Here is a 21459-nt window from a genome sequence, read left to right on the forward strand (position 1 = left end):
CGCCCCCGCGAGACTACGCGACGGCCTTATCGATCGCCTTCAGGAGCGATTTGATATCGAACGAGCTGTCTGCCGCCTGCCCCGGCGTCGGCGAAATGCCCGCCGCGATGAGGCGCCGCGCCGCCATCTGGTCACCGGGCCTGTTGATGCTATCGACTGCGACCAATCTCCCCTGCCTGTAATGGAACACAGAATAGCTGCTCTCCTCGATCGAGCCACGGGTGACCATCTGGTCGCTGCGCCCGGAGTGCCCGACGATCTGAAGCTTGAGGTCGTACTGATCCGACCAGAACCGCGGGACACTGTCGTAAGGCTCATGTTTATCAGCGATCGCGAGCCCCACCGCCCTGGCCTGGTCCTGGGCGTGCTGGACTGATTCCAGCCTGATCCAGCCTTCCGCGAACCGACTGTAATGGCTTGCGCAGTCGCCGGCGGCGTAGATGTCGGAGGCTCCGGTGCGGCCATGCTGATCCACGACGATTCCATTGGAGCATTTCAGCCCGGCCGCGCTGGCGAGTTCGTCGTTCGCGATTCCGCCAATGCCTACGACCACGAGATCCGCGCGGAGGCGCACACCGCTGCCAAGATCGACCCCGGCAATTCGTCCGGCATCACCGGTCATCGCGATGACAATGTCGCCGAGCCTCACATCGACGCCCGCCTGTGCATGGGCATCGAGCAGGAAACGCGAGACAATTGGCGAGACGGCCCGCTCGAGCAGCCGGGACGCGGCCTCAATCACCGTGACGTTCTTGCCGAGCTTTGCCGCCGAGGACGCGACCTCAAGTCCAATGAACCCGCCACCGACGATGACGATCTCGTTCGCCTGCCCCAGTCGCGCCTTGAGATCGATGGCATCGGCGACCGATCGAAGATAGCAAACTCCGTCGGGCTCGGCTCCAGGGATCGATATCCGCCGCGCCCGCGACCCGGTGGCAATAACGAGCTTGTCGAAATCCAGCCGGCCCCCGTCCGCCAGCGCCACTTGCCTGGCTGTCCGGTCAATCTCGATCACGCGACGGCCCAGCAGCAGATCGATTCGCTTGCTCGCGAAGAAGGCGTCGTCGCGCAGGATCAGGTTGTGCTCGCTGGTCTCGTCGAGCAGGAAGTCTTTCGATAGCGGCGGCCGCTGATATGGGAGTGAATGTTCATCGGCGACGACGGTCACCGGTTCGTCATAGACGGCTTCGCGGGCACTGAGCGCCGCCTGAACACCGGCATAGGATGCTCCGATGATGACAAGCCCGCTCACGATTCGGCATCCAGCGCGTGGTCGGGGGTATTCTCATTCGCAACGTCATCGTCGAGATGCACATAGATCTTGCCATCGCGGCTCTCGACCTTGAATGCCTTGATATCCCTGTAGGTCCCCGACCGGCACCTGCCATCGCGGACATCGAACATCGCACCATGCAGCGGACATTCGACGACATGTCCTTCGAGAAACCCGCTGGAAAGTAGCGCGAACGCATGCGAGCAGACGTCGTCCGTTGCGAAGATATCGTCGCCGACCTTGTAGAGCGCGACGCGCTGGTCGCCGACCTTGAAGCCCAACGGCTCCCCTTCGGACAGTCTCGATGCGGCGCACAGATGCTTCCAAGTCATGGCCATGATGTCTCCTGAGCCGGGGAATGGACGCGGACAAGACGTCCGCGCCCGACGCTTCCGATCCAATTAGCGGGGAATCTGTCGCCACTCCTCGGAGGCGGACGCCAGCCGGCCGCCGACCGCGCGGATATCCTTGTAGGACATGCTGTCGCTCTGGCCGCTTTTCGGCGGCTTGCCGTTCATGAAGCCGCGCACTTCCTCAAGCAATTGGCGGCGCACCCTGACGATCGCCTGGTCCGCCGAACACAGATATTCCTGCGAACGGTCGGCGATCGGGCCCATGCTGACCATCACCACGAAATCCTCGATGACGATCTCGTGGAAGCCGGTGCTGTTGCCGGCATCCATGATCTGGCGATTCTGCCCCCAATTGTTGGTTTGATCACCCGGGAGGCCGCCGGCCATCGGCCACTGATTGGCCCGCTGCACCTTACGCCAGGAATCCACCGGCTTTTCGGGATTGTAGAAGATGTACCACTGAATCAGATTCTCATCGTCGATCGGCACTGCGATGATCGCGGTGCGATCCTGCTGCGGCCCGGAATAGATCGGTGCGATCAACCCGTAATAGGGCATCACGAACTCCGTGACGCGGGCGAGGCATGATCCATCGGGCGCGGATCGAAGAGCAGCGGCACGGAAGCCGTACGGCTTCTTCTCGAACTCGTAGCTGACTTCCGTATTGAGCCGTGTCGCCCCAAAGTCCGTTGCCGAGCTCGCGGTCCAGCTCTGGTGCAACAGAGCGACATGCGAGGAATCGATGGTCGCTTCGACGCCCTGAAGCCAGTTCGCGTTAAGCTCGATGCCGGCCGCGTAAACCTGATCCGGTGGCAGATCCATCCATTCGAAGTCGGGCGCTGCGGGCGCCGTTCCTTCGCCGAGCCAGACCCAGATCAGCCCAGCTCCTTCCCGCGTCGGATAGGATTTTACTTTGACCGTCTTTGCGAATTCTTTGGGATTGTTCGGCTCGTTGGGAACCTCCAGCACGTCGCCGCCGGCACTGATCTTCCAGCCGTGGAACAGGCAGGTCAGCGAGCAATCGTCGACGCGCGCAAGCGCAAGCGAAGCGCCCCTGTGCGGGCACGCTTCGTCGAGGAAGCCGACCGTTCCGTCCTTGCCCCTGAACGCCACGAAATTGCGACCGAAAAGTTTGACTCGAACGGGCGCTTCACCCTTGCGCACCCGCACCGAGAGGGCGGCCGGCAGCCAATAATGCTGGCGCAGCATTCGTCCCATCGGAGCGTCACCCGTGACGCGGCACAGCAATTCATTCTCTTCCCTCGTGACCATAGCGAGACATCCCTGGTTGACGCGTTTGGTTATCTTCGCCTATTATCTTCCCAGGAAGATTTTTGTCAATGCATCTTCCTGAGAAGGAACATGGGGAGGTCATATGACCAAGGGACGCCTCAAGGATTGTGTTGCGCTGGTGACTGGTGGAAGCCGCGGGGTCGGTAAGGGAGCAGCCATCGGCCTGGCCGAAGCCGGGGCGACCGTGATCGTGACGGCACGCACGCGCAGCAGCGGCGGGTCGGAATGGCCCGGCTCTCTCGACGAGACGATTGCGGCAATCGACAACGCCGGCGGCAAGGGCGTCGGCCTCCTGTGCGATCATTCCGACGACGGTTCGGTGAAGGACGCCTTCGACCTGATCCAGCGTGACTACGGTCGCCTCGACGTCCTGGTGAATAACGTGTTTGCGGCGCCGAACGTCATGCCGGTCAACGTTCCCTTCTGGCAGGTCCCGACCTCGCTGTGGGACACCCTGCATCGCGTCGGCCTGCGTTCACACTTCGTCGCCAGCCAGTTCGCTGTCCCGCTGATGCTGCCGCAAAAACGCGGGTTGATCGTCAATACGTCGTCGGGCGGCGGCGTCCGATACACATTCAACGTTCCGTTCGGCGTGCAGAAATCGGGCGTCGACCGGATGGCCCGCGACATGGCTCATGAGCTGAAGCCCTTTGGCATTTCTGCAGTCTCGATCTGGCCTGGATATATCAGGAGCGAGAAGCTTGCGGCACAGCCCGATCGCGTGCCAGCGGCGCTCGCCAAGCTGATCGCGGAGAGAGGCGAGACACCGGTCTTCGTCGGGCGCGCAATTGCAGCGCTGGCTGCCGATCCCGATGTTATCGCCAAGACCGGCCAGATCCTGCTCGCCTCGGAACTGGCAGCGGAATACGGCTTCACCGATATCAACGGGAAAATCCCTCCCCCGCCGAGCCGCGATCCTGCCCCCCTCTCGGTGTTCAAGCCAGCCGTCGCCAGCTGACGATCTTTGAAAACAATCCCCTTTTGGAATCCTTGGGGTCAAACGGGAGATGCCAATGACCGTTGCATCGGGAATGACATTACCGCTCGCGGAGCGAAACTGGCGCCGGCTGACGCTGGCCATCGTTACGGGTTTCACCTGCGCGGCGGCGATCGCGAGAACGCTGCCGGTAGCGATGGACGCGATATCGGCAGCTCCCGCTCCGCTGTGCGCCGACAATGCGTCGGGCTCATCGCTCAATAAAGTCGAAGTGATCGCTTCGCACGCCTTGCCGAATGTACCCGGCAAGAGGGTAACGGTGGTGCGCGTCGCTTACGGACCGGGCGGCTTTACTCCGCCGCACCGCCATGGTGGCTCGGTCACGGCCTACATCACCAAGGGCCGGGTCCGCTCGCAGCTCAAAGGCGGCGTGCTGGAGACATTCGAGGTCGGGCAATCGTTCTTTGAACCACCTGGCGCGACGCATCTTGTTTCCGCCAATTCAAGCAACACGGAGCCGGCCGAGCTGATTGCCGTGTTCGTCGCTGACGAGGGGGCGGAATTGACGACCCTACTCGACCGATAGCGGATAAAAACAACCGGAAAAGGGACATATCGACGCTCGTCGCTCCAGAACTGCCCCTCTCAAATTTGCTGCAAGTGGATTCTTATATTGATCTCTCGGTGCTCACGTTGTGCACACGCGGCCATCTAACCCTCTGACCGAATTTCCGTTTGTCGCGGTAGGGACGCCCATTGCTGAGCGCCCCCCGCCCAGATCCGTACGTGCGCAATTCACGCATACGGCTCCTACCTCGGGTGGCTGACGAGGAAGCGTTGCTCCGGCCATACATACAGATCATTTCGAAATTACGGTCCTGGCAACGTCGCGCATGATCGACGTCCGCAAACTGTGGCTTTGAAAACACTGCTGACCGACGGCACTGCAATTCCGCCTGTTTTGGTCAATGTCCGCTTCGCGCCAAGAGGCGACATTGACTTGGCATCAACGCCATCGCCGACGCCAACTCACCGCCTTATCAGGGATTCCTGACTTCGAAGGCCAACAGGACGTTGCCGGGCAGACCACTCCATTGGGCGTAGCCCGAAGCCACGTAGAGCATCCCGTCCACGATCGTTGGGCCGGGTCCGTCCATGGCACCGCCGTGTGCCGAAACGCCGTTCACCGTCGCGTAATCGCGCGCCGTGTCGACTTCCCAAAGCAGCCTGGCGTCGGCAGTGGCAAAGGCACGTAGATAGCCGCTGACCTCACCCGAAAAAATAACGCCGGGAATTGCGGTGACAGCTGCGGAAAGAGCGGGGCTGCATTGGCTCCGGTCACCACACGGGACCGGCGGTACCTGCATTGAGACTTTCCCGGTGGCAAGATCCAGCGCGAACAGACCGCCGCCGGCAGTGGGATCAAGACTCATAGTGCCGTCAGGAAGAAACCGCAGGTCGGAGTTGGCGACATACACGCGCTCCTGATCCGCGGCGGAGCCCCACATGATGCCTCCCAGCGGACCACCCTTACCGACCGGCGTTTGCCACAAGATTTTGCCCTCCTGGTCAGGATCTAGCGCATGGACCACCCCGGATTTCTGCCCGACGACCAACACACGCTGTCCGTTGCGTAAACTCACCAGGATGGGTGATTGGCCAAAGTCGCTGTCCGGACCATGGTCTTCCGGACAATTGGACTGGTCCGCACCTAAACAACCCACGACATAGCTGTCCTTGGCCGTGACCTGCCGATGCCAGAGCATCCGGCCCGTCGCAAGGTCAAACGCAAGAATTGCATCGCTCGTTTCTGCTGGCGGATTCGAATAGCTGTTTCCAGTTGCGACGTAGACCGCGTGACGCTGGACATCGATGGTCGGCGCTGACCAGATGGCGGCACCGGCCGGACCATACAGCTGCGTCCCGATGACATTCTGCTTTGTCGGGCGCGGCGCCTCAGGGATCGTGTAGGCCTTCCACACCTGCCGGCCGGTCCTGCTATCCAGCGCTACGACGCTGCCGCGAAAGGTGCAGCATTGGTAGCTGGCTTTAGATCCAGTCGCTTCCTCGAATGATGAGACCGGCACATACAGCACGCCGGAATATAGCGTCGGCGCGCCAACGATCCGGGCAGCCGGATGATCCTCGACCTTGGTCTTCCACATCAATGCGCCCGTCGTCGCATTCACGGCGTAGGCACTGGCGCGCACGTCGCCAAAGAACACCGCAAACTGATCCGTGCCGGAGATCGGACCTACGCTGATCGCCGTTCGGACCATCGCCTCTGTTGCGAACGTCCAGCGGATGCATCCGCTCCTTGCATCAAGCGCGTAGACCTTGCGATCGCCACCTCCCACAAACAGCAGACCGCCAACAATGGTCGGCTGGGCATTGGCCGCAGATGCGCCGGGAAATCCGAACGCCCATTTCAGTTGCAACCGGGGCACCTGTTCCGGCGTCATTCCGGCCATCGCTGCTGGCTGAAACCGGCTGTTGTTGATGTCTACGCCCCAGCCGTTCCATCGCGGTCCGTCGAGCCGCCGGGGAAACCCGTCCAGATTGTGCGCGCACTTGGAGATATCGGTTGAGGCCGGCGGGGTTTGCTGCTGCGCGTGTGCCGCGAGCGGCAAAGCTGCGATGCCAGTAACTATTGCAATGATGTCTCGCCGGCGCATCGTCCGTGCCCCTGCTGTGTATCACAAGTACAGCGTAGAACCTTTAAGCGAGACATCCAAGAGGTCGAATGTCCGCTTTGGGTGGAGCAGACGCCGCAGCGCTCAAACGCGAATCAAGACGGCCGAGAGATACCGATTGAAGTTCTCGATTGAGACGCGCTGCGATCAGCCTGTCAAACCCGCCTTGCGCAAACCTTCGAGAAAGTGTTCGCGATCCGACGGATTTCTGTACCTGTCGGCTCGCGCCAGCGCAAGGTCGAGGCGGTTCCGAGATAGCGGTTCGCCACGATCCTTCAATTCGCGCTGCCGTTCGCTCACGAATGCATCCACTTCGAACCGTGCTTCATCGAGCCGGCCCATCTGCGCATAGCAGGCGGCGAGGAGGCCGTGCGACCAGCGATCAAGGGCCCGCATCTCCTTGAGTGCTTTGACCGCTTGCTCGTATTCGCGGCCCGAATAGAGGGCAAGCGCGTGGTACCAATGGTAGAGATTGGGCGGGAACGGGTTGAGACGCTTGGCCGCGTCGATTGATGTGACCGCCTCTCGCCACCGTCCCCAGTAGACGAGAATATTGGCGAAAACAGCGGCGACATCGGCGTCGTTGGGGTTGAGCGCGAGAGCGCGCTTGAAGTGAATTTCGGCCTCATCGTCCCTCCTGAGCAGGAACAGCAATTGCGCGTAGACGCCGTGAGACCAAGCGTCGCTGTCGTCAATGTCGAGAGCCGTCTCTATATGTCGCAACGCCTCGTCCAGCGAGTTCGCGTCGGCTGACTCAAGGAATACGTCGCAGACAGCGGTCCAAGCGATGTTCGCGTGGGCGCGGGCGTACTGTGGGTCAAGCGCCACGGCGCTCCGGAAATAACCGCGCGCCTCCGCAAGGTCGTTCTGCGTCAAGCGCCGCCACCGCTCGTTCCCCAGCAAGACAAAATCGTACGCGGTAAAATTCGAGGTTTGCTTGCGCTTGGCGAGATCGCGGCCGGCGTCCTCCAACCGGCCCGCCAGCGTCGAGACAATCGTCCGGGTGATCTCATCCTGGACAACGAAAATATCCTCAAGTTCGCAGTCCCAGCGCTCGGCCCAAAGGTGATTGCCACTCGCCGCGTCGAGGAGCTGGATCGTTACCCGCACCCGTTTGCCGGCCTTGCGAACGCTGCCTTCGACCGCGTATCGGACACCGAGCCGGCGGCCGACTTCGGTAACATCGACCGTCTTGCCGTGCAGGGAGAACGACGAGTGGGGGGCGACCACGAATAACGATCGGAACCGCGACAACTCAATGATAATGTCCTCGGTGATCCCGTCGGAAAAATAGTCCTGCGCGGGATCGCCGCTGATACTGTTAAGTGGCAGCACCGCGATAGACGGCTTGTCGGGAATTGGAGGGGAGCCGCCGGCAGCGGCGTGGCTCCCGGGCGCGTCATGTGGTGAACGGGCGCGATAGACGTGGATAGGCCGCGCCATGTTCTTTACTGTCCGCATGCCAAGGTCATCGAAACCCGCCGGCAGTTTGCCTACGACCTGGTCGTGAATGGTACTGGAGACGTAGACCTCTCCCGGCTCGCACAATCCTTCGAGTCGCGCGGCAATGTTAACGCCTTCCCCGTGAATGTCGTCGCCCTCGACGATGACATCGCCCACCGTAATGCCGATCCGGAAGATAATGCGGCGGTGCTTTGGAAGGGGCGCATTGCGCTCTGCGAGTTCCGATTGAATTGCGAGCGCACTGCGCACCGCATCTACGGCGCTAGGAAACTCGATCAGAATTCCGTCTCCTGTGGTCTTGACGATGCGCCCGCCGTCAGCTTCGACCCGAGGTCCGACCAGCTCAGCCTGGAGCGATTTGAGACGCGCATGCGTCTCTTCCTCATCTGCCTCGATCAGTCGGGAATATCCAACCACGTCGGCAGCGAGGATCGCGGCAAGCCTTCGCCGGATATGCTCCGCACCCATGGTGGCCGGTCCCTTGCAGGGATTTCGGCCAATGAGACTACAGCCGCCCGCGAACCAAGTCTATCGCGGCCGGGGTCATCTTTGGAAGTGGACCTGCGTAATCGCGAGGTCCCTTTGCTCCTATCAACTGACCTGGTCAGTCCGGCCTGTCAGGCCGAAAAGTGCCAGGAACGGAAGTCCGCGACCTCATTCGATCACCTCATCGGCACGAGTCAGGCGCGCGCTTCAAAGATTTGAAATCTGCAACAGCTTGCGGTCGCCGATCCAGGTTCTGGCAAGGTCGGCCTCGGCCTTGCGGGCTGCGGAGCCATCACCGCGTGACTTATGCAGTTCCGCCAGCCCGTAATACGACCAGCCATTGGCGGGCGCCCGGCTGAGCGCGCGCTGGAATTGCCGCTCCGCCTCGGCGTAACGGCCGGCCTGCAGCAGGGCGGCGGCAAGCGATTGCCGGATCGGATAATACCAATAGGGCGGCTCGGTGTAGGCCAACGTGTCCTGCAATGCCGCCGCCCGTTCGAACCGGATGATGGCGGTGCGATAGTCGCCCTTGGCCTGAGCTACGCGTGCGAGGATCACCGTGCGCGCGATGCGGAGCACCTCCTGCGCCGGGACGCCTGAATCCTTCAGCAGCTTGAAGTCCGCGGTGCGCTCGATCGTCTCGATGGCGCTCGCTGCGGCAGTAGCGCCCGCGAAGTCACGGTTCGCCACCAGCGCGACGCCGCGCACGTAGAGCCACATCGCCTTGACATAAGGAATCGCATCGCCGGGATCCGGCAGCGCCAAAATGGTCTCGGGCGTGCTGAACTGCGCGTGCGCGAAGTAAGGCGCCGCCTTGACCGGCTGCACCATCGCAATGCCCTTGGCAGCCTCGCTGGGAATGAGCTGGCCGAGCTTCTCCGCAGCCGCAATCACGGTCGGGCCGTCGCCGGCCATCTGCGCCGACGCCATCACGAAGTGCACGTTGTGCGGATAATAGCCGAGCCGGTAGACGCCCATCGGCGCGTTGGTCTCGGTCAGGTATTTTTCATCGACCTTGACCGCGGTCTTGTTGTCTTCCAGCGCGTCGAGATAGCGGCCGACCCGATAATAGATGTGGCTCGGCATGTGCACGAGATGGCCGGCGCCGGGAATCGTGCCGCGCAACTTGTCGGCATAGGGCTCGGCGCGCTTGGGCCGGTCCGACGCCTCGACGGCATGAATATAAAGGTGAATAGCGCCGGCATGATTGGGATTACGCGTCAGCACGCGCTCCAGCGTCGGCACGATCGGCACGCTTTGCGGCTTGGCGTCGCGGCCGCCCGGCTTCCAGTAGTCCCAGGGGCTGAGATCCATCACCGCCTCGGCATAGAGCGTGGCAATCTCGTCGTCGTCGGCAAACTGTTTTGCTGCCTTCGCCATCTCGGCCGCGTAGGCAGCGTCGAGTGGTGCGCGGGCGGCCTTGGGATCGCTGCCGTAGCGCACCGCGATGGCGCCGATCAGCGCCTGCTCGCGCGGGCTCGCTTTCCCGGCCAGCGCCTTAGCCTTCTGCGCGGCGGCATAGGCTGGCGCGACCGCGTCCTCCGGCATCGGGAGATTGATGTTGGGACCGAGCACCAGCGCCTCGCCCCAGAAACACATGGCGCAGTCAGGGTCGAGTTTTTGCGCCATGCGAAACGCGCGTCGCGCCTCATCGTGATTGAAGGCGTAGGCGAGACGCAGGCCCTGATCGAAATAGGCCTGCGCGCGCTCGTTCGCGGTCGTGACCTTCCATGTGATGGAGCCGATGCCGGTCCACAGCGGCGGCTCGGTGTCCGCGAATGCCGGCGCGGGGCTGGCTGCGCTCATCTCGGCGCGCGGCACTTCCGTCTGCACCAGGCGAAACATCATGTTCGGCCGGGCGGTTGCCGTCGGCGTGCCGCAGATCGGAATATCGGCGTCGGCGAGCGGCAGCGATACATCCACGGCGGTTGCGCGTGCGTCCGCGAGAATAAAACCGGTCCCGGCCAGCAGCGCCGCCAGTGCCGTGCCGCCGAGTGCGGCAAGACTTGCGGAAACCAGCAGGCTTCGCGATCGCGTGAATGTCGCCATAGTGGGCTCCAAATCAGACGGAGGGAAAAAATCTGCCGGATGCGGGACTTCAACGGGTCGCCGGAACCGGATCCAAAGAGACCCCTGAAACGAATTTTGAGACGTATCCGTCCTTTCCGCAAGGCGACTGCAATGTCTGTGGCTGCGACACGTTAGCGTCGGCGGAAGGCCCGCCGCGTTGGGTCAACGGTGCTGCTCTTGTCCGCTTCGGGTCATGTGTGGACGACGCCCGCGTTGCAAGAAGAATCTGACGTTCGGCTTGCGGTCGGGTGCAAGTCATGTGTCCGGCCTGTTTGCGCGGCACCATGACCGCTGGCCCTGATGTAGTCCGCGGATCGGGTCCCAATCATTCGCACGGGCTTTGACGCCCATGACCCAGAAGCGGGTTGTCCCAATCGACGGCTCGACCGTTTCGCATCACGCCATCATCACCCTCGCAATTCGGTTGTCTTGCTCCGCCGTCGCCTCAGGCTCCCGTTGCCAAGCCTCTTCAGGCGGCTGCAGCAAGCTCCGGCGCTCGATAGTATCCTCCCTTGGCCATGATCGCCCAGGCGATGCGCGCCATCTTGTTGGCAACGGCAACGGCAACGAGCTTGGCCGGCTTCTTGGCCAGCAGCCTCATGACCCAGGGATGCTTTTGCGGCTGCTGCCGGGCGTGTCGAACAACGGCTGTTGCACCGATGACGAGCAACCGTCGGAGATAGCGATCTCCTTGCTTGGAGATGCCGCCGAGCCGCTCCTTGCCCCCCGTCGAGTGCTGCCGCGGCACAAGTCCGATCCATGCCGCAAAATCCCGACCGGATTTGAAGTCACTCGGGTCTGTGACAGTAGAAGCAATGGCCGTGGCCCCGATCACGCCAATCCCGGGCACGGTCTCGAGGCGGCAGCTCATGTCATTGGCACGATGATGGGCGTGAATGGCGCGATCCAGAGTCCCGATTTGCAATTCCAGAGCAGCGAGTTGATCTACAATGGCCTGCAGCGCCTGTTTCATCGCAGATGGAAGAGCTTCGCGGTTACTTTCGTCCGTGATGATCGCGGCAAGCTGCGCGAGACCTTCGCGCCCCATCTCCGCAACGAGGCCGAACTCGGCAAGGTGGGCTCGGAGCGCATTGATCAGCTGCGTGCGCTGACGGATTAAAAGATCCCGCGTTCGATGCAACATCAGCAAGGCTTGCTGATCGGCCGACTTGATCGGCACGAACCGCATTGATGGGCGTGTCACGGCCTCACAGATGGCGGCTGCGTCGGCAGCATCGTTTTTCGACCGTTTGACATAGCCCTTCACGTAACTCGGCGGCATCAGACGCACGGTGTGACCGAGCTTGGAGACTTCACGCGCCCAATGATGAGCGGTTCCGCAGGCTTCCATGCCGACCAGGCAAGGGGGAAGCTTGCTAAAGAAGTCGATGACCTGCTTGCGCCGCAACTGACGATTGATGACGACCTTGCCCGCACTATCCACGCCGTGCACTTGGAACACGTTCTTGGCGAGATCAACGCCGATGGTGCTAACCTGCATGTGGACGACCCCCTCCGGTGATTCGTTGTTGAACAATCACCCTTTGGCACATTCGATGCCGGGAGCGGGCGTCGTCCACCACATCATTCGCGTCGATTTTGAAATATCCGCCACATGTCCGGTTATTGGCAAATCTCGGACATGGTTCGCACCGAGGTTGTCCACGCAATGGGATGCGAGCTGTGATTCCGGGATCAGCGGTTCTTCGATCCAATCATGGTGCCGGGTCGGAAGCCGCTGGTCACGTTCCGCGACGCCGCGCAGTACATCATCAAATTGCCGAAGGCCGAGCGCGAATTTCCCGCATACTGTGAGCGAGATATCCCGAAAGGGCGCTGAACGCCCTTACTTGTTGAACGGCGCGGGCAGAACCGCTGCGAGCGATATGGTGTCGAGCGCTCGACCTTCATCATCTGCGATAACGAAAGCCTCCGGAACCGTTTGCTTACCGCTCTTGATTGCTTCGACCAAAAGTTCACGGGCAGTTAGCATAGCCTCGCGCTTAGCCGCAGAAAGATCCGGTAAATCCATTCCTTCGTCATCGGATGTTAGTTCGTCGCCCGCACGGAGGTGAAAATAAAATCGCCCCATGGCGAGCCTCACATTGATCAGGCAAAAGACTAATCAATGTCGTCCGGTTCGTCTGTCTGGCCGCCGACAAGCCTGCCAAATTTGTGAGAACCACGGACATCGGCGCGCGGCGCTAAGGTCCCCGCCGCGCGGCGCGCGATGTCCGCATACATCAACGCGGGCCGTGGCTTGCCCCAGATCAATACGCGCCCGTCGGTCTATGCTCTAGCGTTGATTCGAGCATCGACCGAGCGGCACGGAGGGGTGCTGTTGAGGTTTTTGCCAGAGGCCCGGATACCCTCATCCGGGCCTCGCGCGCATTTGCGTCGCGCAGGAACGACAGCTAACAGCGCCGCGTTATCAGATCGGGTCGCCAACCCCGAGCGGCCTGGCACGGTTCCGTCCCAAAGCCCCCAGCCCCACTACCCGAGGCGGGACCGTGCACGCAGCGGGCCTTGCTCATTTGGCCTCGGAAGCCGAGGGTGGGGCCATGCTTTGATTTTGGCTTGCGCTATTTAGAAGCTGGGAAACGGCGGTGACAAGCTGCGCGGGCGCAAACGGCTTTTGCAGCAGGATGCTGTTGGGGACGCCTTGCGACGCCCAATCGTCCGCAGCCGCGCCCGTCATGTAGACCACCGGAAAGGCAGGGTCTTTTTCCCTGATCTGTCTCGCCACCTCCCAACCGCTCAATCTGCCCTTCAAGTTAACGTCGGTGATGAGCGCCTTGTAGTTCTTGTTCCCGCTCTTGAACAAGGTGAGGGCTTCTTCCGCTGAGGAGAGAATATCGGTTTCAAAACCGCCTTCGGTTAGCGCATCTTCGACAATGTCTTGCACCGGATACTCGTCCTCGATGACGAGGATTAGGGGCTTGGACACGTTTCGCTCGGGTGCTGGAGGGATCGCTTGACACGGGGTTACCAGCGCCAGCCCCTTTGGTTCCATAGAAATGTTGAACAAAACGGGCACGCTAACGATTGCGTGCCCCGCGTTGCGAGCCAGTGCGCCCTAGATCAGTCCTATGACGATGAACGCAGCGATCTCGATCAGGACTGCGGTTCCTAGAGTGACAACGGCAAGAAGAGCATCAATTGGCCGTAGGAACATGGCTCGCCTCGCAGGTTTGCGAAGCCCCGAGACCCATGAACTAAATTCACCTAGGCAAAAAAAGGTTGCGGTTCCGAACGCGGGAGGCGTCAGGCAGCGGCAAAATCGATCTCATTGCCAATTCGGGAACGGCTACGATGCAACGCGCGGGGGAAGCGCCCTTTTGCAAACGGCGTCCACCCTCAAACGCCAAACGAGTGCCTGATCTGTCGCAGCATCGACATGGCCGCGTCGGTATACCGACCATGGGTGAGATACTGATCTAGCTGCGATGCACCAAGCAGCACCAAGGCTGCAATCACGAAGCCCCTGAGCAAAGTGGGCCTCCTATGAGAGACGCTGGTCGGGTTAAAGCATTTCGGAATTCGCTGTCGCTCGTCGCGCTCTATCTGCAATGGCGGTATGCTGACAAACAACCAGTAACAATCCCTTAAGGAGCGGCTCGCAGCGGCATTCGGGGATCATCTATCTCGCCCGCCGCAAGGGCAACGACCTGATCTATGCGGGTAAGGTCGATCACGGCTTCGACAAGGCATCCGCTGCCGATCTGCGCAAACGACTGACGCCGCTGATCCGCAAGACACAGCCCTACGCAAAGAGGATTGCACACAAGGGCATCTGGGTGGAGCCGGAGTTGTTGGCCGAAATCGAGTACCGGGCGAAGTCCGCAGAAGGCACGGTGCGGCATCCGTTCTTCAAGGGCCTAAGGGACGATCTATGAACTGGGGCCGGACAATTAGACGCACAGCCGCTACGATAGGCGGGGCATGCGCCGCAGCCGCGGTATTTTATTTGGCGGCCCGGCTCGTCGTTTTCGAGACGTAAGAACCTCTGGCATTGGCTGACGTCCGCTTTGAGCGCACACTACATAAGTCGGCGCATCGCCTAGCGAGAAGGGGATGAACATATGGCCAAACTAGCAATCGTGGCAACCATCAAGACCACCCCGGGCAAGCGGAACGAATACCTGAAACACCTAAAGGCTCACGCTCAGCGTTGCTTGGCGACCGAACCCGGCACCTTGAAGTTCGAAATCCTCGTGCCGCAGAAGGAAGCCGACACGATCATGCTGTACGAGGTCTATGCCAGCCCGGAAGCATTTGGGATGCACTGGAAGGGCCTGTCCATGCAGCAGGCCAAGCAGGACACGACCGACCTGCAGGTTAGCCTCAGTACCTTGCAGGACGTGGGCGGAGGTTTGACGGCATGCGCATGGCTGGGGTGCCCGAGGAATAATGTCTGATTCACCTCCGGCAAGTTGACCGTGTCCTTCTCGTTGAGAAGCGGCTCAACGTATCTGCAGAGGGCCGCTACACCGGCGAGTGTAGTGGGCTTGGAATTCACCAGATCGCAGCCAGCGTCATCCAACTGGTCCCAGGCATCGGCCCCCGCGGCCTCAAGGACGGCGAGTTGCGCCTTCTGTTCGTCGTTCATGTTGACGTCGTTGAAGGCAGCACGAACATCCGTAACCGCATCATGTGCGGCGACAGCCTGCCGGTGCGCGTCGATCGCGGCGTAGATCGGGTCGACCGCAGGCGCGGTCGCCGACACGGCGGTAGGGATCATGGCAACGGTGCCGGAGGCAACAACGGTCAGGAAGTGGCGCCGCGCTTGGTCGACGGGCGGAAACATGGGTCTTTCGATGGTCATGGGGGTTGCTCACTGGTTTGGCTTCTTAGGGCCTGTGTCGCGGATCAGCCGCGGCAGCCGGGGGCTAAGAACCTGCCAGTGAGACAGGCGCGACGGTTTTGGGCCTTGCGGCCTTGGACATGGCGGCGCCCCCCGGCCAAAAGGCCGAGACAGCCGTGATCCATGGTCACAGGACGCCCGAAGGCGGCGAGCAAATCAGGGATGACACGGGGCAGCACTGGTTTCGGGTTCTTAGGCCCACGGACATGCTGCACCTGATTTGCTTAAAAAACAATTCCCCACCCCGGGGAAACGTGCTCGATTGGAGCGGAGAAACGACGTCTGCGGCGCACTTAAGGATTTCCGACCGTGCTCCGGACTTTTTTGACGCTGTGCGCACTCTGCTCATTGGTCTCGGCCTGTGCGAGCGGGCCCCATATCGCCGACATGCCGCATTGGATCGGCGGATTGCCGCCGGACGCGCCTCCGCGACGTGGGACGCCGGAATATGATGCTTGGCAGGCCGAGCGCGCGAAGGAGGCTGCGAGGCCGAAAACCGGAAGTACCAGCCAGCCGACCCGCTGATTTGCGTTAAGAAGCCATCGGCCGCCTGGTCGAACTCGGGCGAAGGGAAAAAGCAAATGATCAAGCCGAAGCGGTCTGCCGAGCAACAGGTTGCGGACGAGCTCGAGCGACGGGCTCTCCACCCGCTTTCGTCGAGGCAGACGATATCGGACAGCCAAGCCGAGCCAGAATTCCATGCAAACCACAAACGCCTTAGAGCAGAAAGGCTGGCGCGAGAGGCAGTCGAGATCGGGCTGAAGGCGAAGAAATGACAAAGCCGCCGGGCGGGCTTCAACCACCAAAGCCGACCACCAAAGCCGAGCGCGATGCGCGTAAGGCATTTCGCCAAGTCGATGCCAAGAAGGCAATGACTGAGCACGAGATCGCGCAGAAGGCCTTCACTAACAACCGTGAGCGTCTGAAGGCAGAGCGGCTCGCCAGGGAGGCTGCGGGGCCCCCGCCCGCGAAAACCAAAGGCTCCAAGGCGAAGGGAAAATGACACCATCCCCTTCCGGGGCGCCTCTGCTTACTTGCAAGCAGACTCTTTTACTTTCCCCAGCGTTTTTCCGCAGCCTTCTTGGCGATCTCTTTCCGCTTCTTCGCCGACATGCCCGCGGCCCGCGCCTTGCCGCCCATGCGCCCCAGCGCCACGGCGGCCGCGTTCTTGCCGTCCTCGGTGGTGATGTCCTCGATCTCGCCGGTGGCGATCTTGGCGATCATGATGGCGTTGCCGATGGCGGCGGCTGGCCGCTTCTCGCCCTTAGGACCCCTTGGCATCTCTATCCTCGAACATGCGGTCGATTAGCAACTGGATGGCTTTTCCCACCGCACCGTTTCTATCCTTGGCAATAAACTCGTTGATAGGTGTGCGCGTCCTGCCGTCCTCAGGGGAGACGTCATTCTCATAATCGATGAACAGCGCGCCATTGTCGTCTTGTACCAAATACCACCAAGAATCGCGCTGGCTCGACACGTAGCTGTGCAATACCCTGCTTTGACCCATTTCCACCTCCTGCATTGCGATAAGCCCAGCTATAGGTAATGCTTAGCGGTAAGCTTCCAAGGGAGGGTCAAATGCGGTAGTGGGCTCTTTCAGCGATGGCCGCGAATGTTACCAAGCGGCTTTGGGAAATCGGTGATATCGTTGGGGTGTTGGAAGCGTGGGAGGTCGCCCAAGTGAGGCGGTCTATCTGGGAGGAAGGCCATGGAATGGTTTAGCCGGAAGACATCGATAGCGGGTAGTCAAGTTCCCAATTGGATACTTGTTCTAGCGGCTCTCGTCGTAATCTGGATTATCTACTCATTCGTCGCGCGGTGAGTGAATGGGGACGAATGAGCAGATAATTGTGGCAACGGGAAGTGACGATAGCGCGGATTGAAAAGCTTGATACTGATTTGGCCGCCCAGTTCAGACGGGAAGGCAAGTTCTAAATTTCAAACTGAGGCACTACCGGACTTCACGGGCGGCCGGGCTTTGTAGCTTCTTGGCGCCCCATCGATATCAACAGACCAGTAAGCAGGTCGGCGACAAGGAACACCTAAAGATCTTTGCGAGCGAGAAAGCCGCCGAGACATGGCTTCAGGAGAATGACCCGGAAGGCGTGGCGTTCCAGTATGAGGTGGAGTGAAGACAGGCGCCTATGCACCACCTTTTCGCGCGGGGCGTTCTGACGTTCTCACTTATGGAGCGAACTGGGATAGGCGAAGTAAGCCGAGCAGGCCGAAGCGGCGGCCGCGAGCGCTGCGATCACCACGGAAGCGAACATGATCCAGCTCCGCCACTGATCCTGTACGGCGGCTCTTCGTGCCATTTCGGCCTTTGCGGTGAGGTGGATGAGACTGTCAGGCCGTGTGGACAAATCCTGCGCGAGTTCGGCGTTGGTCTTTTGGTGCGGTTCTTTTGCCATGCGTAAACCTCCCAATGGTCACGCATCATATTCCTAAAGTTCTGGCCCGGCGCGGGGCATTCCAAACCGGATGTAAGGCGGCTCTTGATACGCGGGCGTTCTGGCGATGATGGCGCGGATCGGGGTCATGAAGGCGCTGAACCGTCATGTCGAGAGGGTGTTCAATCCCGAGCGCAAGGATACCCATTGGGGGAAGCGGAAGCTCAAGAGGGACCAATCATGACCGTCTGGATCTACGTCGAAAACGCCAAGCAGGTTGGTGACCGCGATCACCTGAAGGTCTTTCGAGCCAGGACGCGGCCCAGAATAGTTCGAGGAAAACGATCCTGAAGGAGCTGCCTTCGAGTATGCAGTTCAGACCAACTGCTCAGAAAATCGCCTTGTGGGAACCTGATGTAAGACGTTTGCTCGTCGAGTAGGTCCGTGGCGCGACACGTAGGAGCAACCTCCCCTAGCCCCGCACCATCCACCCGCAAGAACCCCTGCCGTCTTACCCAGACCGACGGGGGTTTTGCTTTACGTGGGACACGTATGAAAAAATCCGCCCCGGATTCTCGAATAGCAATCTCTTGCTGATCCTCAGCTTCGCCGGCGTGAATACATGACGTATCGGCGTTCGTGGAAGATGCCGGTGCCCAGCATGATCTGCTGATTGCAGGTCCTAATCTTTCGGAAGCGGTTCGACTAGCAAGCAGCGAAGTTCATCGATCTGCCGTGCAAAGTCTATTGCCTTTGCCTTCAACACTTCCATCGCATGGCCGCGATGGCCTTCATTTTCCAATTCTATGATTCGCTCGTTAAAATCGCTCAATTCCTTTTGCAGTTGCTGGATTTCGTGTTGAACCGGGAAACGCGCGGCTGGAATTTTATCGACTTTCTCTCCGGTCTCTGCACGCATCGCTAAGAGGTTACCGGTTCTTGGCCGCGGCTTGGTCATGGCCCCTCCGAATCGCAGGCAGTTCAGTGCATCATCCTACCTGTTCAGGCGACCTTCTCCACCTATTGTCTGTTGCTCTCAAATCCCAACCAGCGACTGGAATGGTTTTGGCTCCGTGCCGGGCTGGAGGCACATTGGCGCAGCTTTTGAGATGATCGACGTCGGCCGCCGCTCCGTTGGCGCCCATTTTGGCGGCGCGAAACATGCGCACGCCCTCTTAGGATTTTTTCTTCTTTTCGCCCGGTCTGAGGAAATAGACGCCAACCTGATTGCCAACGCAACCCTTGCGCCTCGGGTTGGATACCCCCGGGACGAGGAGATGCCAGAGCGTTCATCAGGCTGGGGCCGTAAGTTCCACGAGCCGATCGCGCTGCCGGGCGGCAGCAGGCTCGTCCCTCACCCGCCGCTGTGATCTTGACGCGCTTCAAAGAGACCGGCTGATCGCAATCCGACAGGCAATCCAACCGACACATGCGGTTAACATTTCGTTAATCCTACGGAGCGAGACTTTGCCTGCCGGGGCTGGGCGCATCATGAAAGAAGAATCCCATGCCAAATCTGGAAGAGGCCATTCGCGAACGTGCCTACCACCTCTGGATCGCCGATGGTGAACCCGAGGGCCAGGCAGACATCTATTGGCTCAATGCTCAACGCGAAATTCTCACGACATCCGTTGAAGGCTCAGGCAGCAACGCTGCCGCCGCAGCGCCCACCGACACGGGATTGGTTGCGACGAAATCCACTAAAAAGGCAAAGGTCGCCCGATCGGGAAAAAACAAAACCCGCGCCGCATAGTTCCATGCGAGCATCGTCACGCGGACCCGTAACGACGACTCCGTCATCAGCGGAGCGGGTAGCCCCGCTCCTGTTCGTCAAAACGAATCGAGGCCGATTTTCAGGAGAAGTACCGGCGCTTCCGCGGCCGTTTCGTGGGAGCGCTCATCAACTGCCGCCCGTTCCAAGATCGCGCAGCGCCTGGGTGAAGTTCGACGAGGACAAGCCGTTGGCTAAGGAAGCGATGATGCGCCGAGAGTGAGCGACTCGGCAGTACCACCGCGGCGATCGTGGCGCTGCCGCCGCCCGCCAGGGCCTGGGTGACGTCATTCGATTGCCTTCGGAGGCAACGCGGGTTGCGGCCTGCGCTCGGTGATCTGACTGGATGATAGCCAATTCAACGCGGGAGCGCGCCTCTTCCATCTCCAATGGTCATCAGTACGCGCCCCACCGGTTGGACTTTGATCGCTTTTTGACAGCTACTAATCCAAGCTCCCGCGCTTTCGTTTTCACCGAACCAACGTAGCGTCCAAGGGATTTCGATATTTCTGCCGCGCTATGCCGCTGCCCGCTCATGGAGATCAGGGTCTTAACCTCTAGTTCGGTCCATTCCCGGGGCTTAGACGACTTCATCGCGAGCCAGATGATCTACGGAAAATCCAATGATGGGCTCCAATCTAGGCGAACAGGAGGCCAAGCACGATTTAGAGGTCGCTTCCATAGGCGAGTGCAGTGCTCTCCCGACCGTGACATGAAAAAATCTTCGGCCTGATGGAAGCTTGGCATGGCAGTGGCGGCAGTCGCACAACGTCATTCGCTTTGCCGAAAGCTGGCGCATCCTAGTGGCGACATTTCACCTGAGCGTCGCGCCGGGTCAGTGACGTCTGCTTAGTGTCAAAGGACTAAACCGCTCGCGCGATAGGGCGCCGCAGCAGGCAGGGCAGCCAACAGGATAGCGCAACGGGGCGTCCTGTCTTGAGATCGAGGGGTTTCGACAACCTCACTCAAGACAGGAGCATCCCCATGACCGACGAGGCCATGAGCCCATTGCGGCGGCGCATGATCGAAGACATGACGATCCGCAAGTTAGCGCCGAAGACCCAACATGACTACGTGCAACGGGTCAAGAACTTCGCTGCGTTCCTCGGGCGATCGCCGGATACGGCGAGCTTCGAGGACGTGCGCCGCTACCAGCTCCATCTGGCGGCGAGCGGCGTTGGCGTGCCGACCATCAACCAGACCGTATCGACGCTGCGGTTCTTCTTTAAGGTCACGCTCAAGCGCCACGAGATCGTCGAGCATACCCATGTCATTCACGAGCCGCGCAAGCTGCCGGTGGTGCTCAGCGTCGAAGAGGTGGCGCGGCTGCTCGATGCGGCGCCGGGGCTGAAGTACAAGGCGGCGCTGAGCGTGGCCTATGGCGCCGGTCTGCGCGCCGCCGAGGTGGTCTCGCTCAAGGTCGCCGACATCGACAGCAAACGCATGATCATCCGCGTCGAGCAGGGCAAAGGCGGCAAGGACCGTAACGTCATGCTCTCCCCACACCTGCTCAATCTGTTGCGCACCTGGTGGCGGACGGCGCGGCCCCGGGGTTGGCTATTTCCAGGCCGCGATCCGGCGCAGCCGATGACCACGCGCCAGCTCAATCGCGCCTGCCACGCCGCCGCCCAGATGGCGGAGATCAACAAGCGCGTCTCGCTGCACACCTTGCGGCACAGCTTTGCCACCCACCTGCTCGAGCAGAACATCGATGTCCGCGTCATCCAGGTGCTGCTCGGTCACGCCAAGCTCGACACCACGGCGCTCTATACCCGCGTCGCCACCAAGACGATCAGCGAGGTCATGAGCCCGCTGGAGCACATCGCGCTCAAGCTCAAGGAGATCCGGCCGCCCGGCTGACGCTG

22 protein-coding genes are annotated in these 21459 nt (G+C 60.8%); 9 read left to right on the top strand and 13 right to left on the bottom strand.

Annotated elements, in window-relative coordinates; translation table 11 throughout:
* Positions 1-13: 13 nt before the first annotated feature.
* From V1279_RS23385 to V1279_RS23395, 3 genes are all read right to left on the bottom strand, one after another.
* Complete coding sequence (locus V1279_RS23385) at positions 14-1252, bottom strand: NAD(P)/FAD-dependent oxidoreductase (RefSeq protein ID WP_334440612.1); 1239 nt, start codon at positions 1250-1252, stop codon at positions 14-16.
* Positions 1249-1611 carry a Rieske (2Fe-2S) protein gene (locus V1279_RS23390; protein ID WP_334440613.1) on the bottom strand — a complete coding sequence of 121 codons (363 nt, stop codon included), beginning with the start codon at positions 1609-1611 and terminating at the stop codon, positions 1249-1251. The genes V1279_RS23385 and V1279_RS23390 overlap by 4 nt, the downstream gene beginning before the upstream one ends.
* Before the next feature lie 63 nt (positions 1612-1674).
* A complete protein-coding gene (locus V1279_RS23395) occupies positions 1675-2898 on the bottom strand; it encodes a Rieske 2Fe-2S domain-containing protein (protein ID WP_334440614.1) in 1224 nt (407 codons plus the stop codon).
* Between the two features lie 103 nt (positions 2899-3001).
* Between V1279_RS23395 and V1279_RS23400 the strand changes: the two genes are divergently transcribed.
* Entirely contained in the window at positions 3002-3877 is an 876-nt protein-coding gene (locus tag V1279_RS23400; RefSeq protein WP_334440616.1) for an SDR family NAD(P)-dependent oxidoreductase, read from the top strand.
* A 55-nt stretch (positions 3878-3932) separates the two neighbouring features.
* The gene (locus tag V1279_RS23405; RefSeq protein ID WP_334440618.1) at positions 3933-4442 is read left to right on the top strand and encodes a cupin domain-containing protein; all 510 of its coding nucleotides are present in this window, start codon (positions 3933-3935) and stop codon (positions 4440-4442) included.
* Between the two features lie 454 nt (positions 4443-4896).
* Here the strand turns inward: V1279_RS23405 and V1279_RS23410 are convergent, their stop codons facing one another.
* The 6 genes from V1279_RS23410 to V1279_RS23435 all read right to left on the bottom strand — a co-directional run bounded on the left by V1279_RS23410 (position 4897) and on the right by V1279_RS23435 (position 13606).
* Positions 4897-6531 (bottom strand): outer membrane protein assembly factor BamB family protein, encoded by a 1635-nt coding sequence (locus V1279_RS23410; protein ID WP_334440620.1) that lies wholly within the window; start codon positions 6529-6531, stop codon positions 4897-4899.
* Positions 6532-6696: 165 nt separating this feature from the next.
* The gene (locus V1279_RS23415; protein WP_334440622.1) at positions 6697-8481 is read right to left on the bottom strand and encodes an adenylate/guanylate cyclase domain-containing protein; all 1785 of its coding nucleotides are present in this window, start codon (positions 8479-8481) and stop codon (positions 6697-6699) included.
* Between the two features lie 225 nt (positions 8482-8706).
* Positions 8707-10548, bottom strand: a complete 1842-nt coding sequence (locus V1279_RS23420; RefSeq protein WP_334440623.1) for a tetratricopeptide repeat protein — start codon at positions 10546-10548, stop codon at positions 8707-8709.
* A gap of 490 nt (positions 10549-11038) precedes the next feature.
* Entirely contained in the window at positions 11039-12070 is a 1032-nt protein-coding gene (locus V1279_RS23425) for an IS110 family transposase (RefSeq protein ID WP_334440624.1), read from the bottom strand.
* Positions 12071-12415: 345 nt separating this feature from the next.
* On the bottom strand, positions 12416-12661 hold the full coding sequence (locus V1279_RS23430) for a DUF6894 family protein (RefSeq protein ID WP_334440626.1): 246 nt from the start codon (positions 12659-12661) through the stop codon (positions 12416-12418).
* A 438-nt stretch (positions 12662-13099) separates the two neighbouring features.
* Entirely contained in the window at positions 13100-13606 is a 507-nt protein-coding gene (locus V1279_RS23435) for a response regulator (protein ID WP_334440628.1), read from the bottom strand.
* Between the two features lie 598 nt (positions 13607-14204).
* Between V1279_RS23435 and V1279_RS23440 the strand changes: the two genes are divergently transcribed.
* The 4 genes from V1279_RS23440 to V1279_RS23455 all read left to right on the top strand — a co-directional run bounded on the left by V1279_RS23440 (position 14205) and on the right by V1279_RS23455 (position 16436).
* Positions 14205-14465, top strand: coding sequence for an ATP dependent DNA ligase (locus tag V1279_RS23440; protein ID WP_334446545.1), 261 nt, complete (start codon positions 14205-14207; stop codon positions 14463-14465).
* Positions 14466-14651: 186 nt separating this feature from the next.
* Positions 14652-14987, top strand: a complete 336-nt coding sequence (locus V1279_RS23445) for a putative quinol monooxygenase (RefSeq protein ID WP_334440630.1) — start codon at positions 14652-14654, stop codon at positions 14985-14987.
* A 1027-nt stretch (positions 14988-16014) separates the two neighbouring features.
* Positions 16015-16209, top strand: a complete 195-nt coding sequence (locus tag V1279_RS23450) for a hypothetical protein (protein WP_057852314.1) — start codon at positions 16015-16017, stop codon at positions 16207-16209.
* Positions 16206-16436 (top strand): hypothetical protein, encoded by a 231-nt coding sequence (locus V1279_RS23455; RefSeq protein ID WP_057852315.1) that lies wholly within the window; start codon positions 16206-16208, stop codon positions 16434-16436. Before V1279_RS23450 ends, V1279_RS23455 begins: the two co-directional genes overlap by 4 nt.
* Positions 16437-16483: 47 nt before the next feature.
* On the opposite strand, the gene V1279_RS23460 is transcribed toward V1279_RS23455, so the two are convergent.
* The 4 genes from V1279_RS23460 to V1279_RS23475 form a co-directional block, all read right to left on the bottom strand.
* Entirely contained in the window at positions 16484-16714 is a 231-nt protein-coding gene (locus tag V1279_RS23460) for a hypothetical protein (RefSeq protein WP_057852316.1), read from the bottom strand.
* Positions 16698-16940 carry a hypothetical protein gene (locus V1279_RS23465; protein ID WP_334440634.1) on the bottom strand — a complete coding sequence of 81 codons (243 nt, stop codon included), beginning with the start codon at positions 16938-16940 and terminating at the stop codon, positions 16698-16700. Before V1279_RS23465 ends, V1279_RS23460 begins: the two co-directional genes overlap by 17 nt.
* Before the next feature lie 673 nt (positions 16941-17613).
* A complete protein-coding gene (locus V1279_RS23470) occupies positions 17614-17844 on the bottom strand; it encodes a hypothetical protein (RefSeq protein ID WP_334440637.1) in 231 nt (76 codons plus the stop codon).
* Between the two features lie 661 nt (positions 17845-18505).
* Positions 18506-18781 carry a hypothetical protein gene (locus V1279_RS23475; RefSeq protein ID WP_275186094.1) on the bottom strand — a complete coding sequence of 92 codons (276 nt, stop codon included), beginning with the start codon at positions 18779-18781 and terminating at the stop codon, positions 18506-18508.
* A gap of 151 nt (positions 18782-18932) precedes the next feature.
* Between V1279_RS23475 and V1279_RS23480 the strand changes: the two genes are divergently transcribed.
* From V1279_RS23480 to V1279_RS23490, 3 genes are all read left to right on the top strand, one after another.
* Positions 18933-19193: a hypothetical protein gene (locus V1279_RS23480; protein WP_334440644.1), complete on the top strand. Its 261-nt coding sequence runs from the start codon at positions 18933-18935 to the stop codon at positions 19191-19193.
* A 137-nt stretch (positions 19194-19330) separates the two neighbouring features.
* On the top strand, positions 19331-19576 hold the full coding sequence (locus V1279_RS23485; protein WP_334440646.1) for a DUF2934 domain-containing protein: 246 nt from the start codon (positions 19331-19333) through the stop codon (positions 19574-19576).
* Between the two features lie 1002 nt (positions 19577-20578).
* Positions 20579-21454 carry a tyrosine-type recombinase/integrase gene (locus V1279_RS23490; RefSeq protein WP_334440649.1) on the top strand — a complete coding sequence of 292 codons (876 nt, stop codon included), beginning with the start codon at positions 20579-20581 and terminating at the stop codon, positions 21452-21454.
* Positions 21455-21459: the final 5 nt, after the last annotated feature.

This window comes from Bradyrhizobium sp. AZCC 1610 (genome assembly GCF_036924515.1).
Classification (GTDB): domain Bacteria; phylum Pseudomonadota; class Alphaproteobacteria; order Rhizobiales; family Xanthobacteraceae; genus Bradyrhizobium.

What these genes read in the sequence shown, in the direction of transcription:
- V1279_RS23390 (WP_334440613.1), bottom strand. Translation starts at nt 1,611, where the DNA reads ATGGCCATGACTTGGAAGCATCTGTGCGCCGCATCGAGACTGTCCGAA.
- V1279_RS23395 (WP_334440614.1), bottom strand. Translation starts at nt 2,898, where the DNA reads ATGGTCACGAGGGAAGAGAATGAATTGCTGTGCCGCGTCACGGGTGAC.
- V1279_RS23400 (WP_334440616.1), top strand. Translation starts at nt 3,002, where the DNA reads ATGACCAAGGGACGCCTCAAGGATTGTGTTGCGCTGGTGACTGGTGGA.
- V1279_RS23405 (WP_334440618.1), top strand. Translation starts at nt 3,933, where the DNA reads ATGACCGTTGCATCGGGAATGACATTACCGCTCGCGGAGCGAAACTGG.
- V1279_RS23410 (WP_334440620.1), bottom strand. Translation starts at nt 6,531, where the DNA reads ATGCGCCGGCGAGACATCATTGCAATAGTTACTGGCATCGCAGCTTTG.
- V1279_RS23415 (WP_334440622.1), bottom strand. Translation starts at nt 8,481, where the DNA reads ATGGGTGCGGAGCATATCCGGCGAAGGCTTGCCGCGATCCTCGCTGCC.
- V1279_RS23420 (WP_334440623.1), bottom strand. Translation starts at nt 10,548, where the DNA reads ATGGCGACATTCACGCGATCGCGAAGCCTGCTGGTTTCCGCAAGTCTT.
- V1279_RS23425 (WP_334440624.1), bottom strand. Translation starts at nt 12,070, where the DNA reads ATGCAGGTTAGCACCATCGGCGTTGATCTCGCCAAGAACGTGTTCCAA.
- V1279_RS23430 (WP_334440626.1), bottom strand. Translation starts at nt 12,661, where the DNA reads ATGGGGCGATTTTATTTTCACCTCCGTGCGGGCGACGAACTAACATCC.
- V1279_RS23445 (WP_334440630.1), top strand. Translation starts at nt 14,652, where the DNA reads ATGGCCAAACTAGCAATCGTGGCAACCATCAAGACCACCCCGGGCAAG.
- V1279_RS23450 (WP_057852314.1), top strand. Translation starts at nt 16,015, where the DNA reads ATGATCAAGCCGAAGCGGTCTGCCGAGCAACAGGTTGCGGACGAGCTC.
- V1279_RS23455 (WP_057852315.1), top strand. Translation starts at nt 16,206, where the DNA reads ATGACAAAGCCGCCGGGCGGGCTTCAACCACCAAAGCCGACCACCAAA.
- V1279_RS23460 (WP_057852316.1), bottom strand. Translation starts at nt 16,714, where the DNA reads ATGCCAAGGGGTCCTAAGGGCGAGAAGCGGCCAGCCGCCGCCATCGGC.
- V1279_RS23465 (WP_334440634.1), bottom strand. Translation starts at nt 16,940, where the DNA reads ATGGGTCAAAGCAGGGTATTGCACAGCTACGTGTCGAGCCAGCGCGAT.
- V1279_RS23470 (WP_334440637.1), bottom strand. Translation starts at nt 17,844, where the DNA reads ATGGCAAAAGAACCGCACCAAAAGACCAACGCCGAACTCGCGCAGGAT.
- V1279_RS23475 (WP_275186094.1), bottom strand. Translation starts at nt 18,781, where the DNA reads ATGACCAAGCCGCGGCCAAGAACCGGTAACCTCTTAGCGATGCGTGCA.
- V1279_RS23480 (WP_334440644.1), top strand. Translation starts at nt 18,933, where the DNA reads ATGATCGACGTCGGCCGCCGCTCCGTTGGCGCCCATTTTGGCGGCGCG.
- V1279_RS23485 (WP_334440646.1), top strand. Translation starts at nt 19,331, where the DNA reads ATGCCAAATCTGGAAGAGGCCATTCGCGAACGTGCCTACCACCTCTGG.
- V1279_RS23490 (WP_334440649.1), top strand. Translation starts at nt 20,579, where the DNA reads ATGACCGACGAGGCCATGAGCCCATTGCGGCGGCGCATGATCGAAGAC.